The sequence below is a fragment of the Aeromonas sp. BIGb0445 genome (assembly GCF_024809075.1).
GTDB lineage: Bacteria > Pseudomonadota > Gammaproteobacteria > Enterobacterales > Aeromonadaceae > Aeromonas > Aeromonas rivuli.
Genome location: NZ_JANUES010000003.1, coordinates 62,623 through 78,264 on the forward strand (window position 1 = coordinate 62,623; position 15,642 = coordinate 78,264).

Consider the following 15,642-nt stretch of genomic DNA (forward strand, 5'->3'; position numbering starts at 1 on the left):
GAGGGGATGCCTTCTGCCAAGGTGTTGAATAGCGAGGCGAAATGGGAACGAGTCCCGCACATGGCCAAGGGAAACGGCGGCAGGCCTGCGCGCCATGGCCGGCTCAGTGGAGCGGGCCATGACAGCATCCTGGAATGGATGCGGAACCGCCCTCGCTCAGGGCGCCAAGTGGCTTGGCTGTTGCGCCTTGGCCGCCTTCTGCTCGGCGCGGCGTCGCTTGAAGAAAGCAGAGAGCTGGGCGGAACATGCCTCGGCCAGCACCCCTGCCTGCAGCGCTATCCGGTGGTTGTGACGCTCATCCTGCAATATGTTGAACACAGAACCCGCCGCCCCCGTTTTAGGATCCGTCGCGCCATAGACCACCCGTTTGACCCGGCTGTGAATGAGGGCGCCTGCGCACATGCAGCAAGGCTCCAGGGTCACATAAAGGGTGGTGTCGAGCAGACGGTAGTTTTGCAGATGCGCTCCGGCGGCGCGGATCGCCATGATCTCGGCGTGGGCGCAGGCGTCATGACCCGTGATGGCGTTATTCCACCCCTCCCCCACTATCTGATCCCCCAGCACCAGCACAGCACCGACCGGGATCTCGCCCATCCCCTCGGCTCTGGCGGCCAGGGCCATGGCGTGCCTCATCCAGATTTCATCCTGCGCGGACATCTCGGTTTCCAAACTCTCCCCCTTGGCGGTGACACGGGTAAACAGGCGATTAAAATGGGGGGCGATTATGCCAAATCCTCCCGAAGAGCCCAAGAAACATCTCGCCTGCACAATAAAGAAGCAATCGGCATCTCCCTGATAAAAAAGGACTTGCGCCGCAAAGACCATCTCATTAGACTTCCCATCCGTCAGCCAAGCTGACGCAGTCGGCGTGTAGCGCAGCCAGGTAGCGCACTGTCATGGGGTGTCAGGGGTCGGAGGTTCGAATCCTCTCACGCCGACCATCATTCCCCGAAAATAGCCCAGTCTCACGACTGGGCTATTTTTTTGGCTGCCATCTGCCCCCTGGCTACCCATCTCACCTCTTCGTCGGCTCACGGCCCGCCATCCCCAGACACACAGAGCCCCTATAACCCCTCATAGCAACGCGCCTTCCACCCCTTAATGAATAGTCCTCTCAGAGTCGGGATGATTTATATACAGAACCGCTTGAGCCTTTTTCATAAAGCCGCTAGGATGTGCGCCTTCGTGCCGGCACTCGCTAGGAATGCACACTCACAGGGTAAGGATCCGACCCACCGGCTTGCAATCTACCCAGAGGCAAGCAGACATGACCACCCAGCTTCAGTCCCATATCCCCTCCCAAGAACCCGATGACGAACAGGTTGTTCGGCTCGACATCATCGATCTTGCCGAACCGGACGAAGAGTACTGACCCTTATTCATGGCCATGGGGCCTTTTACCCCGCCCTCAGCAACAGAATGAGCCGCCCGAGATAAAAAAGTCTTATATTTCACAAAAAACAAATAAGTTAGCATATTGTACTGATGCCGTTGTGCCTGGGTCGAGAGCGCCCTCGCTGGCATTCGATACAAACCTACGTTATTGCGCTTCAATCTGATACCCAGCCCCCCGGATCGCCACCCCCTGCTCCCCAAGGGAGCCCAGTTTTAAACAAATCGACTTTTCCCTTTCCCGACAAGGGCCCTGCTGCCTATGGGCTCAATAAAGCGCACTCATACACGCCATTATTCCAGGCCTGGAGTGAGGTCGGGATCTCCCCTTGCATCTGTAATTAAATTACGTAACAAGCAACATAATGCTGTGCACCACCTTCCCCCGAGAGACCGTCGAGGTGACTCTGCCCAACAAGAGTATTTCCATCTGGATGGAGCTTTTACTCAATCCAATCAAATCAATATAAAACATATACTTATATATGATATGAAAACAGGTGTTTTAAAATAGAGGTTGACGACACTCATTATTTTCAGCACCTTAACAATCATGTTACCTGGCATGGCTGAGGGTGACAGTGAACAGGGATCGACTTTAGTCGTAGTTATTTAGTTCAAAATGTAATTTTCACAGGAGTGACCCCCATGTCGGCACCGGCCCAGGCCCTTTGCAGTGATCGCCTTCGCATTGAAGGCCCCATGCAACCCGAGTATTCACAAATACTGACACCGGAAGCGGTGGCGCTGGTGTCCGAACTGGTGGAACATTTCGCTCCCCAGCGCAAAGAGTTGCTCAAGCAGCGCATCGCCCGTCAGGCCCGTATCGACGGTGGCGAGCTGCCGGACTTCCTGCCCGAGACGGCCCATATCCGCGAGGGCAACTGGACGGTGCGCGGCATCCCCGCCGACTTGCAGGACAGGCGGGTGGAGATCACCGGCCCGGTCGAGCGCAAGATGGTGATCAATGCCCTCAACGCCAACGTCAAGGTGTTCATGGCCGACTTCGAAGACTCACTGGCACCGGCCTGGAATAAGGTGATCGAGGGTCAGATCAACCTGCGCGATGCGGTCAATGGCACCGTCTCCTACCAGAGCCCGGAAGGTAAGTCATATAGCCTCAAGGCCGATCCGGCGGTACTGATCTGCCGGGTGCGCGGCCTGCATCTGCCGGAGAAACACGTCACCTTCGATGGCGCCCCCATCCCCGGCGGCCTGTTCGACTTCGCGCTCTATTTCCTGCACAACCACAAGGCGCTGCTGGCCAAGGGCTCGGGCCCCTACTTCTACCTGCCCAAGCTGCAGAGCCACCTGGAAGGACGCTGGTGGAGCGAGGTGTTCGCCTGGACCGAAGACAAGTTCGGTCTGCCCCGCGGCACCATCAAGGCCACCGTGCTTATCGAGACCCTGCCAGCGGTGTTCGAGATGGATGAACTGCTCTATCAGATGAAGGATCACATAGTGGCGCTGAACTGCGGCCGCTGGGACTACATCTTCAGCTACATCAAGACCCTGAAGAACCATCCCGACCGCGTGCTGCCCGACCGCCAGGTGGTCACCATGGACAAGCCGTTCCTGTCCGCCTATTCGCGGCTGCTGATCAAGACCTGCCACCAACGCGGTGCCCTGGCCATGGGCGGCATGGCTGCCTTCATCCCGGCCAAGGATGCCGCGGTCAACGAGCAGGTGTTTGCCAAGGTCAAGGCCGACAAGGAGCGGGAGGCGCACAACGGCCACGACGGCACCTGGGTGGCCCACCCCGGCCTCGCCGATACCGCCATGGCGGTGTTCAACGCCGCCATTCCCGCCGGCGCCAAGAATCAGATAGGCGTACTGCGCGAGCAAGATGCCCCCATCACCGCCGCCGAGCTGCTGGCCCCCTGCGAGGGGGAGCGCACCGAGGCGGGCATGCGCACCAATATCCGCATCGCCCTGCAATATCTGGAAGCCTGGATAGGCGGCAACGGCTGCGTGCCCATCTACGGTCTGATGGAAGACGCGGCCACCGCCGAGATCTCCCGTACCTCCATCTGGCAGTGGATCCGCCACGGCAAGAGCCTGTCGAACGGCCAGGTGGTGACCAAGGCGCTGTTCCGCCAGATGCTGGCCGAAGAGCAGCAGGTGGTCAAAGCCGAGCTGGGCGATGCCCGCTGGCAGACCGGCCGCTTTGCCGAAGCGAGCGAGCTGATGGAGCAGATCACCTGTGCCGACACCCTGATCGATTTTCTGACGCTGCCCGGTTACGAGCGGCTCTGAATCCGGGCCCCGGGCGGGGCTCGCCAATAACAAAACAATGGACACGTGAAATCAATGAAAGAGGGAACTGATATGGCACTGACCCGTGAGCAACAGATCCAGGCTATCGAGAAAGACTGGGCAGAAAACCCCCGCTGGAAAGGGATCAAACGCGGCTACAGCGCCGAAGACGTGGTGAACCTGCGTGGCAGCCTGGTCCCCGCCCATACCCTGGCCCAGCGCGGCGCCGACAAGCTGTGGGAGCTGATCCACGGTAGCGCCAGGAAGGGCTACGTCAACTGCCTTGGCGCCCTGACCGGCGGCCAGGCGGTGCAGCAGGCCAAGGCCGGTATCGAGGCGATCTACCTCTCAGGCTGGCAGGTAGCGGCGGACAACAACTTGTCCTCCACCATGTACCCGGACCAGTCCCTCTACCCGGCCAACTCTGTCCCGTCCGTGGTGGAGCGCATCAACAACTCCTTCGCCCGCGCCGATCAGATCCAGTGGGCCAATAAAGTTGGCCCGCAGGATGCCGGTTTCATCGACTACTTCCTGCCGATCGTGGCGGATGCCGAAGCCGGTTTCGGTGGGGTGCTGAACGCGTTTGAGCTGATGAAGGGCATGATTGAAGCGGGCGCCGCCGGCGTGCACTTCGAAGATCAGCTCGCCTCGGTCAAGAAGTGCGGCCACATGGGCGGCAAGGTGCTGGTCCCGACCCAGGAAGCGGTGCAAAAGCTTGTTGCTGCTCGCCTTGCGGCAGATGTGTGCGGCACCACCACCTTGGTGATCGCCCGCACCGACGCCAACGCGGCCGACTTGCTGACCACGGACGCCGATCCCTACGATGCCGGCTTCCTGACCGGTGAGCGTACCGCCGAAGGCTTCTACAAGGTGCAGGCCGGTATCGAGCAGGCCATCTCCCGCGGCCTGGCCTATGCCCCCTACGCCGACATGGTGTGGTGCGAAACCGCCAAGCCGGACTTGGACGAGGCTCGCCAGTTCGCCGAGGCCATCAAGGCCCAGTACCCGGACACCATACTGGCCTACAACTGCTCGCCGAGCTTCAACTGGAAGAAGAACCTGGACGATGCCACCATCGCCCGCTTCCAGCAGGAGCTGTCCGACATGGGCTACAAGTACCAGTTCATCACCCTCGCGGGCATTCATAACATGTGGTTCCACATGTACGAGCTGGCCTACCAGTACGCCCGTGGTGAGGGGATGAAGCACTATGTCGAGATGGTGCAGGAGCCGGAGTTTGCCGCGGCAAGCCGTGGTTACACCTTCGTGGCACACCAGCAGGAGGTGGGGACCGGGTACTTTGACAAGGTCACCACCGTCATCCAGGGCGGTCAATCCTCGGTCACGGCACTGACCGGTTCCACCGAAGAAGATCAGTTCCATTGATCTGAGTACGTGAGTCGCACTGATAAAAAACCCCGGCCTGGTGCCGGGGTTTCTGTTTCGCTCGCCTCGCACGCCCGGCTTGATGTCGCCGGTGTCCGACAGGATCAGAGCGCGAGGATCTCTTTCACAAAGGGAATGGTGAGCTTGCGCTTGGCGCTGAAGGAGGCGTTATCGAGTTGATTGAGGGTGCTGAGCAGAGTGCGCATGTCACGGGAGAGGCGATTGAGCAGGAAGCGGCCCACATCGATGGGCAACTTGAAACCACGCAGTTCGGCCCTCAGTTGCAGGGCACTGAGCTTGCCCTCATCATCGAGCTCCTGCAATTGGAAGGAGACCCCCCAGTCGAGGCGTGAGGCCAGATCCGGCAGTTGCAGCCCCAGCTTGCGCGGCGCGCTGCAACCGGTCACCACCAAGGTGCCCTCCCCCTTCTCCTGCCAGCGATTGTAAAAATCGAACAGGGCCCGCTCCCAGAGGCTGTTGCCAGCAATGGCCTCCAGACTGTCGAGGCAGACCAGGGGCAGACTCTCCATGGCATCGAGCATGCTGGGATCCAGCTTTTCAAACTGATCGAGGGAGAGATAGGCGGCGGCGGCGTCGCGGGCGTTGACCTCGGCGCAGGTGGCATGCAGCAGATGGGAGCGGCCTGAGCCCTTGGCACCCCAGAAATAGAGGAAAGGTGCGCCCTGACCGATGGCGGCATTCTTCAGAGCCGTGATCAGATGGGCGTTGTTGCCGGGATAGAAACTGACGAAGGTTTCATCATCCGGAAGTTGTACGGCTAAAGACAGTTGGGCCGGTTGCTTCACTCGGTGGGCTTTGACTGTGACATTTGTGCGCTAGTGTAACATCGCTCGGCCAGATAGAGAACCGCCGGACCGGAGCCCGGCGGCGGCAGGCGCTAAGGCTGCGACCATTGGTAACGCAGATTGCCCTCATCGGGTAGACGCTGCAACCTGGGCTCGAGCTCCAGGCCGCGAATGAGTTCGGCTTTGTCCCCCTGCAGAGTGAGGGAGAAGTTGACCTTGTCGCCATTGAGCTGGCCTATGGTGACCTGGGTGACACTCGCCATGCCTTGCAGCAGTTTTTGCAGGCTGATCATGTCATCGATGCCCTGCACCCCTTCAATCTGCAAGGCTTGGCTTGAACTGGCACCGCCAAGACGGGCGCCATAGTTCTCCACCAGCCAACCGGCCAGGGCATCGGCCAAACCGGTGGCGATCTCCTGCTGGCTACCTTGCACCTCCCCCTTGGTCAGCTGCTCGGTTGCCCCTGACTTGGGGCCATAGAGGGCCCAATCCAGGGTCCACTCTTCCCCTTTGGCCACTAATTGGCCCAGCACCACCATCTCGGCACCGTAGCGTTGGCTGGCCTTGAGGATGGGGCCGGCGAAACGACCCCAGACATCGGTGGCACTGACCGCCATGCTGTCATCCAAATCCATCAGAGGAATGCTGACCGGCAGCCCCAGGGCCTGGGCCTGGCTGCGCAGCACAGGAGACCAGCCATCACCGGACTGATCCGAAATGATACGGCGCTCCCCGTCGTCCTGAACCAACCAGAACGCAAGCTGCGGACGGGCGGGGCCAAGCAGCGCATACTTGCTGGCCGCGATCAGGGCATTGACCTTGGCGGGCACGAACTGCGCCTTGAGCATCTGCACCTGGCCCTCATCCTGATAGCCGTACTGCTGCACATACTCCTTGGGGGCAGCCAGCGCCTTGACCACCTCAGGCTGCGCCAGAATATCGCGCTTGCCGCTCACCTTGACCAGCACCTGAGACAGCGCCTGGCCCTGGGCCGCCGTCATATCGCCGCTGGTTGGCGCCATACCTTGGTAGAGATCGTTGACCTGAGCGGCTGACAGGGTGCAGGCAAACAGGGCGCCACAGAGGGCGAACAGACATTTATGCATGGGAAACAGCTCTCTGGCGAACAGGATGTGGTGATATGGTAGCGGCAAGCCCTATCCGCCAGCAAGCCGGGTTCGCTGCCGACGCCACAACTCACAAGGTGTCGATGCCCGCTACCCCTTGCCCGAATGAGCAAACAGCCAGACATGACAAAGCCGACCCTGGGGTCGGCTTTTGTGAGGGCTATCTGCGCCCCCGATATCTGTCAGGCGCCTCTTGAGCTGACTAATCGGGCTTACTTGGTGCCGAAGATCTTGTCGCCAGCATCGCCCAGACCCGGGACTATGTAGCCCTTCTCGTTCAGGCCGTCATCGATGGCGGCGCAGTAGACTTCCACGTCAGGATGCGCGGCTTCCAGGGCCTTGAGTCCTTCCGGGGCGGCAACCAGCACCAGCACCTTGATGGAGTGGCAGCCCTTCTTCTTGAGCAGGTCTATGGTGGCGATCATGGAGCCGCCGGTGGCCAGCATGGGGTCAATGACCAGGGCCAGACGCTCTTCGATGTTGCTGACGATCTTCTCGAAATAAGGGACCGGTTGCAGGGTCTCTTCATCGCGATAGATGCCCACCACGCTGACCCGGGCGCTCGGCATGTGTTCGAGCACGCCATCCATCATGCCAAGACCGGCGCGCAGGATAGGCACGACCGTCACCTTCTTGCCCTTGATCTGGTCAACTTCTACCGGGCCGTTCCAGCCATTGATGGTGACCTTCTCAGTTTCGAAGTCAGAGGTGGCTTCGTAAGTCAGCAGGCTGCCAACCTCTTTGGCCAGTTCACGAAAGCGTTTGGTGCTGATGTCGCCTTCGCGCATCAGGCCAATCTTGTGCTTGACCAGGGGGTGTTTGGCTTCGATGACCTTCATTATTATCTCCTCTAACTGCCGCAAGAAAAATCGCGGAATCATACAATAAAAACCCTTGGCTGTAGAGCTTTTCCGGGGAAAAACGCGCAAACGATTTCCTTTCTGGTTTTCGGCCCTGGCTGGTAGAATGTGCCCCGAATTTTACCCTCCACTTCTATACATGACGGGGACTACTCGCGTGACTGACAAAACCTCACTGAGCTACAAGGATGCTGGCGTTGATATCGATGCCGGCAACGCACTGGTTGAACGTATCAAGGGCGTATCGAAGCGCACTCGTCGTCCTGAAGTCCTTGGTGGTCTTGGCGGCTTTGGGGCCCTGTGTCAAATCCCGGCGGGCTACAAGGAGCCAGTATTGGTCTCCGGTACCGATGGTGTGGGGACCAAGCTGCGTCTGGCCATCGATCTGAAGAAACACGATACCGTTGGCATCGATCTGGTGGCCATGTGCGTCAATGACCTGATCGTGCAAGGCGCCGAGCCGCTGTTCTTCCTCGACTACTATGCGACGGGCAAGCTGAATGTGGACACCGCCGCCAGCGTGGTCACCGGCATTGGCCTGGGCTGCGAGCAGTCCGGCTGCTCCCTGGTCGGCGGCGAAACCGCCGAGATGCCTGGCATGTATGAGGGGGATGATTACGACATCGCCGGCTTCTGTGTCGGTGTGGTCGAGAAGAGCGAGATCATCGACGGCAGCAAGGTCGGTGAGGGCGATGCCCTGATCGCCCTGGCCGCCAGCGGCCCCCACTCCAATGGCTTCTCCCTCATCCGCAAGATCCTGGAAGTGTCCGGCGCCGATGTGCAGCAGCCACTGGGTGAGACCACCCTGGCCAATGCCCTGCTGGAACCGACCCGCATCTATGTCAAACCCGTGCTCAAGCTCATCAAAGAGTGCGAGATCCACGCCCTGTCCCACATCACCGGCGGCGGCTTCTGGGAGAACATCCCCCGCGTGTTGCCCGCCAATACCCAGGCGGTGATCAACGAGCAGAGCTGGCAGTGGCCGGCGGTGTTCAGCTGGCTGCAGCAAGCGGGTAACGTCACCCGCTTCGAGATGTATCGCACCTTCAACTGCGGCGTCGGCATGATAGTCGCCCTGCCCGCCAGCGAGCTGGACAAGGCGCTGGCGCTGCTCAAGGCAGAGGGTGAGAACGCCTGGCACATTGGTCATATCGCCAAGGCCGCCGATGGCGAGGAGCAGGTCATCATCAAATGACCCGCATCCTCGTGCTTATCTCCGGCAGCGGTAGCAACCTGCAGGCCATACTGGATGGCTGCGGCCAGGGGCGGATTGACGGCCAGGTCGTGGCGGTCATCAGCAACAAGGCCGATGCCTATGGTCTGGTGCGGGCCCAGCAAGCGGGGGTTGCCGCCGAGGTGCTCGCCCATCAGGGCTTCGAGAGCCGCGAGGCTTACGATGCCGCCCTGATGGCCCGCATCGACAGCCACCAGCCGGACCTCATCGTGCTGGCCGGCTTTATGCGGATCCTCACCGGGGACCTGGTGCGTCACTATCAGGGACGCATGCTCAACATCCACCCCTCCCTGCTGCCCAAGTATCAGGGACTGCACACCCACCAACGCGCCATCGAGGCCGGTGACAAGGAACATGGCGCCAGCGTCCACTTCGTCACCGAGGAGCTCGATGGCGGCCCCGTGGTGCTGCAGGCGCGGGTGCCCATCTTCCCGGAAGATGAGCCGAGCGATGTGGCGGCCCGGGTGCAGGTGCAGGAACACAGCCTCTACCCCCTGGTGGTGCAGTGGTTCTGTCAGGGCAGATTGCGCTGTGATGCCAGCGGAGCCCACCTCGATGGGCAGCCTCTTGGTCAGGCCGGTTATGCCAACGACTGAATTTGGGTCCGGCACCGACCAGTAGCAGAAACGTAAAGAGGGAGGCCCATGGGCCTCCCTCTTCTTTATCCTGCGATCCCTCTGACCAGCCGGTCGTCAATAGCGGCCTGATTCAGGCAGCCCCCTTGCCGCCCTGGCGTGACACCAGCTCGCCGAGTCGAAACAGGCAATGCTCCCCCGCCGTCATCTGTTGCCAGGATTCATTGCCGGTCAGCGGCCGGGTCGCTATCAGGGTCACCACGTCGTTGGGGGTGGTCTCACTCTGAAAATCGATGGCCACGTCCTCATCGAGCAGACGGGCCTCGCCAAAGGGTGCCCGGCGGGTGAGCCAGTGCAGGTTGTTGCTGCAATAGGTCATCACGTACTCGCCATCGGAGAGCAGCATGTTGAATACCCCCAGGGCGCGCAGCTCGTCGCACAGGCTCGCCAGATGGCGGAACATGGCCGGGAAGTTGGCGGGACGACGGGGATATTTCTGCTCGAGCCGACTCAGCAACCAGCAGAAAGCATGCTCGCTGTCGGTATCGCCGATGGGCCTGTGCCGACCTGTCGCCAGCTTCTTGTAACCGGTCAGCTGGCCGTTGTGGGCGAAGGTCCAGTTACGGCCCCACAGCTCACGGGTGAAGGGGTGGGTATTCTCCAGCGAGACGCAACCCCGGTTCGCCTGACGGATGTGACTCACCACGGCGCGGCTCTTGATGGGCAGCGCCTGCACCAGCCTGGCGATGGGGGATTCGGCACTGGGCTCGGGATCCTTGAAGGTGCGGCACCCCTTTCCTTCATAGAAGGTGATGCCCCAGCCATCCTTGTGGGGGCCCGTCTTGCCGCCGCGCAGCATCAGTCCGGTAAAACTGAAGCAGATATCGGTCGGTACATTGGCACTCATGCCGAGCAGTTCACACATGATCATTCTCCCCCTGCCCGCACGAACTGAGGCACAGCTGTTCGTGCATATCGACCGCGGCCTTACTCGGCCATCTCTTTTTCGACCAGCTGGATCAGGATATGGATCACCTTGATGTGTATCTCCTGAATGCGGTCGGCATAACCGAAGTGCGGCACCCGGATCTCGACATCGGCCAGGCCAGCCATCTTGCCGCCATCCTTGCCGGTCAGGGCGATCACCTTCATGCCCTTGGCATGAGCGGCTTCGATGGCCTTGAGGATGTTGCCTGAGTTGCCGCTGGTGGAGATGCCGAGCAGCACGTCGCCGCGACGGCCAACCGCCTCCACATAACGGGAGAAGACATAGTCGTAGCCAAAATCGTTGGAGACGCAGGAGAGATGGCTGGGGTCCGAGATGGCGATACCGGCATAACCGGGGCGGTTCTCGCGATAACGGCCGGTCAACTCTTCGGCAAAGTGCATGGCATCACAGTGGGAGCCACCGTTGCCACAGGAGAGCACCTTGCCCTCTTGCTTGAAGGAGTCGGCCAGCAACTTGGCAGCGGCCTCGATGTTGTTCAGATTCTGCTCATCGGCCAGGAATGCCTGCAGCACGCCGGCCGCTTCGGTCAGTTCATTGCGGATCAAGTCTTGGTACATGATATCTCTTCCAAAATGTCGTCGCGGCCATTCTCGCACAAGCCGGAGAAGGAGTCGCCCCCGGGCGGGCACTGGCTGCGTCAAATTGCGTTAGGGCGCTCACATTACGCCGGTAACAGGCTTGTAAACAACTTGATAAGTTTCTGCGTATGAATTACAACAGGGCCATATCCAACAGGTCAGACCTCTGGATGAGTTGAGCCAATTTGGCATCCTATCACGCAAGGAGCAAGCAATGACGACGACCCTCACTCTGCTCGGGGTGATCCTGGTTATCGGCGCCCTGGCTTATCGCCGGGTGTCCCTGTTTATCTCTACCCTGATCACCTTGGCCGCCCTGGTGCTGGGCACCCTGGTGGGTCATGTGCCTCTGCTGGCCTGGGCCCTGTTCGCCCTGATCGCCATCCCGCTCAACCTGGTGGAGTTTCGCCGCAACCAGCTGACCAAGCCGCTGTTCAAGCTCTACAAGTCCATCATGCCGGAGATGTCCCGTACCGAGAAAGAGGCCATCGACGCGGGCACCACCTGGTGGGAAGCGGATCTCTTTGCCGGCAACCCGGACTGGAAGAAGCTGCACGCCATCCCGGTCAGTACCCTCTCTGCCGCCGAGCAGGCCTTCATGGACGGCCCGGTCGAAGAGGTGTGCCGCATGGTCAATGACTGGGAAGTGACCCACGAGCGCGCGGATCTCTCCCCCGAGGTGTGGCAATACCTGAAGGACCACAAGTTCTTCGCCATGATCATCAAGAAAAAATACGGTGGCCTGGAGTTCTCCGCCTATGCCCAATCCTGCGTGTTGCAGAAACTGTGCGGCGCCAGCGCCGTGCTCGCCTCCACCGTCGGCGTGCCCAACTCGCTGGGCCCGGGGGAGCTGCTGCAACACTACGGCACCGAAGAGCAGAAAGACCACTACCTGCCCCGTCTGGCCATCGGCAAGGAGATCCCCTGCTTCGCCCTGACCAGCCCGGAAGCGGGCTCGGATGCGGGCTCCATCCCCGACTTCGGCGTTGTCTGCAAGGGTGAATGGGAAGGAGAAGAGGTGCTCGGCATGCGCCTGACCTGGAACAAGCGCTACATAACCCTCGCCCCCATCGCCACCGTGCTGGGGCTGGCGTTCAAGCTGCGCGACCCGGATCACCTGCTGGGTGAGGAGGAGGAGCTTGGCATCACCTGCGCCCTGATCCCCACCGACATCAAGGGCGTCGAGATTGGCCGCCGTCACTTCCCCCTCAACGTGCCGTTCCAGAACGGTCCGACCCGCGGCGAAGAGGTGTTCGTACCGCTCGACTTCATCATCGGCGGCCCGGCCATGGCCGGTCAGGGCTGGCGCATGCTGGTCGAATGTCTGTCGGTCGGCCGTGGCATCACCCTGCCCTCCAACAGCACAGGGGGCGTCAAGATGCTGGCCCTGGCGAGCGGCGCCTACAGCCGCATCCGCCGCCAGTTCAAGCTGCCCATCGGCAAGATGGAAGGCATCGAAGAGCCGCTGGCACGCCTGGGCGGTAACGCCTACATCATGGGCGCCGCCGCCAAGATGACGGTGACCGGCATCGATCTGGGGGAAAAGCCCTCGGTCATCTCCGCCATCGTCAAGTATCACCTCACCGACCGCGCCCAGAAGTGCGTCATCGATGCCATGGACATCCACGGCGGCAAGGCGATCTGCATGGGCCCGAACAACTACCTGGCCCGTGGCTACCAGGGTGCGCCCATCGCCGTCACGGTCGAAGGGGCCAATATCCTGACCCGCAGCATGATCATCTATGGTCAGGGCGCCATTCGCTGCCACCCCTATGTGTTGCCCGAGATGCTGGCCGCCAGCCACCCGGACAAGGAGCAGGCGCTCAAAGATTTCGACAAGGCGATGTTCAGCCACGTCGGTTTCGCCATCAGCAACCTGGTGCGCAGCTTCAGCCTGGGGATCACCGGCGCCCGTATCGCCGGCGCCCCCTTCAAGGACGGCACCCGCGGCTACTATCAGCAGCTGACCCGGCTCTCTGCCAACCTGGCTTTCCTGTCGGACATGGCGATGGCGACCCTGGGCGGCGAGCTCAAACGCAAGGAGCGGGTCTCCGCCCGCCTCGGCGATGTGTTGAGCCAGCTCTATCTGGCCTCGAGCGCCCTCAAGCGCTTCCAGGACGAAGGTCGTCAGCAGGCGGATCTGCCGCTGCTGCACTGGGCACTGCAAGATGCCCTGTTCAAGGCGCAAGAGGCGATCGACGAGTTGCTGCGCAACTTCCCGAATCGCTGGATTGGCTTGGCTCTGCGCATCATAGTGCTGCCGCTGGGCCGTGATCTGAAGCGCCCGAGCGACAAATTGGATAGTCAGGTTGCCCGTCTGCTGCAAACGCCGAGTGCAACCCGCAGTCGTCTGGCCGAAGGTCAGTATCTCACTCGCGAGGAGGGTAACCCCTTCGGCCTGCTGGAACAGGCACTGGACGAAGTACTGGCTGCCGAGCCGCTGTTTGACAAGGTGTGCAAGGCTGATGGCGTCCGTCGCCCCTTCACCCAGCTGGACAAGGTAGCCGAAGCGGGTCTGGCCGCTGGCACCCTGAATGAGGCGGAGGCCGAACTGCTGCGCCGCGCCGAAATAAGCCGGCTGCGCACCATCAACGTCGATGACTTCGACCCCATCGATCTGGTGGCCAACAAGGCCCTGTTCGAGGCATCCGCCTACCACAGGGCAGCCTGAACTCCCGCTTGCAACACACGCCTCCCATCGGGAGGCGTTTTCTATCTTCCCCTTCGCCATCTCCCTGCCAAAGGGGGTGTCATGGCAAAGAACATGGGGTATTTCCTGCCATATCCTCTCCCCCGACAATCTGAAGCCGATCCAGTTCGCTATTTATATTTCAATGAGTTTGCTAACCTCGGCGAAGCAGTTAAGGTAGGCGAAGGTGAAACACAGGATCCCGATATGGATGATAATATCCTGATTATCGATGACGAGGTCGTGCCTCCTCAGGATAAGCAGCAGGAAGGCTGGAAGGTGATGATAGTGGATGATGAACCGGAAGTTCATCGCATCACCAAACTCACCCTGAACAAATTTGAATTCGATGGCAGACCCCTGGCCTTTCTCGATGCCTATTCGGCCACCGAGGCCAAGGTGCTGCTCCTCGCACATCCCGACGTGGCGCTCTTGCTGCTGGATGTGGTGATGGAGACCGACGATGCCGGTCTGGAGGTGGTACGTTTCACCCGCGAGGAGTGCCACAACAAGCTGGTACGCATCGTGCTTCGCACCGGTCAACCCGGCCAGGCTCCGGAAGATGACGTGGTCAACAACTACGACATCAACGACTACAAGGACAAGACGGAACTCACCTCCCAGAAGTTGCGTACCCTGCTGCGCGCCAGTTTGCGTTCCTATCGTGATATCTGTGCCCTGGAGAATCATCGCCATGGGCTGGAGAAGGTCATCCAGGCTTCCAAGGGCATCTTCGACAAATTGGCTCTGCGCCAATTCGTCGAAGGTGCCCAGACCCAACTCTGTACCCTGCTCAGCCTGGAAGAGTCGCAGATCTACAACGTCAGACAAGCGACCTATGAGCTGAAAGATCAGATGCTGGTACCGCTCCTGTCCGACAAAGAGCCCATGCGCTTGCACGATGCGCCCACCATCTTTCGCGAGGCCATGGCTCGTTCGGCCAACGTCTACCACGGCCACGAGATGGTGCTCTACTGCCAGAACCGCAGCCATCACCTGCTGTTTCACATCGAAACCCATCGCCCCCTGAGTCAGATGGACACCAGCCTGCTCAGCCTGTTCACCGAAAACATCATAGTGGCGCTGGAGAATATCCGGCTCAACGAGCTGATTGCCGACAACGAGCGCGAAATCATCTACCGCATCGGCGAGCTGGTTGAATCACGCTCCAAAGAGTCCGGTCTGCACGTCAAGCGGGTGGCTCTCTATACCGAGCTGTTCTGCCAACTGCTCGGCATGGATGAGCAGCAGAGCGAGCTTATCAAGCGCGCCTCCCCCCTCCATGACATCGGTAAAGTCGGCATCCCGGATGCCATCTTGCACAAGCCGGGCAAGCTCACCCCGGAGGAGTGGGAGATCATGAAGACCCATGCCCAGCTCGGGCATGACATGCTGTGCGGCAGCAAGCTGGCTCTGTTCCAGATTGGCGCCACCATAGCAGCTAACCACCACGAGAAGTGGAATGGCAGCGGTTATCCCCAAGGGCTGGCGGGGGAAGCCATCCCCCTGGTCGGGCGCATCGTTGCCCTGGCGGATGTATTCGATGCCCTGGGGTCGGATCGCTGCTACAAGCAGGCCTGGCCACTGGAGCAGGTGATCGATCTCATCAATGAGGAGCGGGGTCAGCATTTCGATCCCCAGCTGGTCGATCTGATGATGAGCAATCTCGATGACTTTCTCGCCATTCGCGCCGCCTATCGCGATAAATTTATCGGCGAGAGCTAAGCGGC

12 protein-coding genes and 1 tRNA gene are annotated in these 15,642 nt (G+C 60.5%); 7 read left to right on the forward strand and 6 right to left on the reverse strand.

What is annotated here, in order from left to right; translation table 11 throughout:
* Positions 1-156 precede the first annotated feature (156 nt).
* Positions 157-657, reverse strand: a complete 501-nt coding sequence (tadA, locus tag M2367_RS07060) for a tRNA adenosine(34) deaminase TadA (protein WP_042039743.1) — start codon at positions 655-657, stop codon at positions 157-159.
* Positions 658-864: 207 nt separating this feature from the next.
* On the opposite strand from tadA, the gene M2367_RS07065 reads away from it, so the two are divergent.
* From M2367_RS07065 to aceA, 3 genes are all read left to right on the forward strand, one after another.
* Positions 865-941 (forward strand) — tRNA-Pro (locus tag M2367_RS07065).
* Between the two features lie 1,099 nt (positions 942-2,040).
* Positions 2,041-3,648 (forward strand): malate synthase A, encoded by a 1,608-nt coding sequence (aceB, locus tag M2367_RS07070; RefSeq protein WP_259236273.1) that lies wholly within the window; start codon positions 2,041-2,043, stop codon positions 3,646-3,648.
* Between the two features lie 72 nt (positions 3,649-3,720).
* Entirely contained in the window at positions 3,721-5,034 is a 1,314-nt protein-coding gene (gene aceA, locus M2367_RS07075) for an isocitrate lyase (RefSeq protein WP_224432605.1), read from the forward strand.
* A 104-nt stretch (positions 5,035-5,138) separates the two neighbouring features.
* Here aceA and hda read toward each other — a convergent pair whose 3' ends face one another.
* From hda to upp, 3 genes are all read right to left on the reverse strand, one after another.
* Positions 5,139-5,840, reverse strand: a complete 702-nt coding sequence (hda, locus tag M2367_RS07080; RefSeq protein ID WP_042039664.1) for a DnaA inactivator Hda — start codon at positions 5,838-5,840, stop codon at positions 5,139-5,141.
* 92 nt (positions 5,841-5,932) lie between these two features.
* Positions 5,933-6,946, reverse strand: coding sequence for a DUF2066 domain-containing protein (locus tag M2367_RS07085; RefSeq protein WP_259236274.1), 1,014 nt, complete (start codon positions 6,944-6,946; stop codon positions 5,933-5,935).
* Positions 6,947-7,179: 233 nt separating this feature from the next.
* A complete protein-coding gene (gene upp, locus M2367_RS07090; protein ID WP_005893847.1) occupies positions 7,180-7,806 on the reverse strand; it encodes a uracil phosphoribosyltransferase in 627 nt (208 codons plus the stop codon).
* Between the two features lie 178 nt (positions 7,807-7,984).
* Between upp and purM the strand changes: the two genes are divergently transcribed.
* Entirely contained in the window at positions 7,985-9,022 is a 1,038-nt protein-coding gene (gene purM / locus M2367_RS07095; protein WP_084218089.1) for a phosphoribosylformylglycinamidine cyclo-ligase, read from the forward strand.
* Positions 9,019-9,657 carry a phosphoribosylglycinamide formyltransferase gene (purN, locus tag M2367_RS07100; protein WP_259236275.1) on the forward strand — a complete coding sequence of 213 codons (639 nt, stop codon included), beginning with the start codon at positions 9,019-9,021 and terminating at the stop codon, positions 9,655-9,657. Before purM ends, purN begins: the two co-directional genes overlap by 4 nt.
* 112 nt (positions 9,658-9,769) lie before the next feature.
* Here the strand turns inward: purN and M2367_RS07105 are convergent, their stop codons facing one another.
* Together M2367_RS07105 and lpcA are read right to left on the reverse strand one after the other, a co-directional pair.
* Positions 9,770-10,561 (reverse strand): class II glutamine amidotransferase, encoded by a 792-nt coding sequence (locus tag M2367_RS07105; protein WP_042039744.1) that lies wholly within the window; start codon positions 10,559-10,561, stop codon positions 9,770-9,772.
* A 62-nt stretch (positions 10,562-10,623) separates the two neighbouring features.
* Entirely contained in the window at positions 10,624-11,202 is a 579-nt protein-coding gene (lpcA, locus tag M2367_RS07110; protein ID WP_042039670.1) for a D-sedoheptulose 7-phosphate isomerase, read from the reverse strand.
* A gap of 235 nt (positions 11,203-11,437) precedes the next feature.
* Between lpcA and fadE the strand changes: the two genes are divergently transcribed.
* Together fadE and M2367_RS07120 are read left to right on the forward strand one after the other, a co-directional pair.
* Positions 11,438-13,894, forward strand: coding sequence for an acyl-CoA dehydrogenase FadE (fadE, locus tag M2367_RS07115; protein ID WP_224432601.1), 2,457 nt, complete (start codon positions 11,438-11,440; stop codon positions 13,892-13,894).
* Between the two features lie 225 nt (positions 13,895-14,119).
* Positions 14,120-15,637, forward strand: coding sequence for an HD domain-containing phosphohydrolase (locus M2367_RS07120; protein ID WP_259236276.1), 1,518 nt, complete (start codon positions 14,120-14,122; stop codon positions 15,635-15,637).
* Positions 15,638-15,642 lie beyond the last annotated feature (5 nt).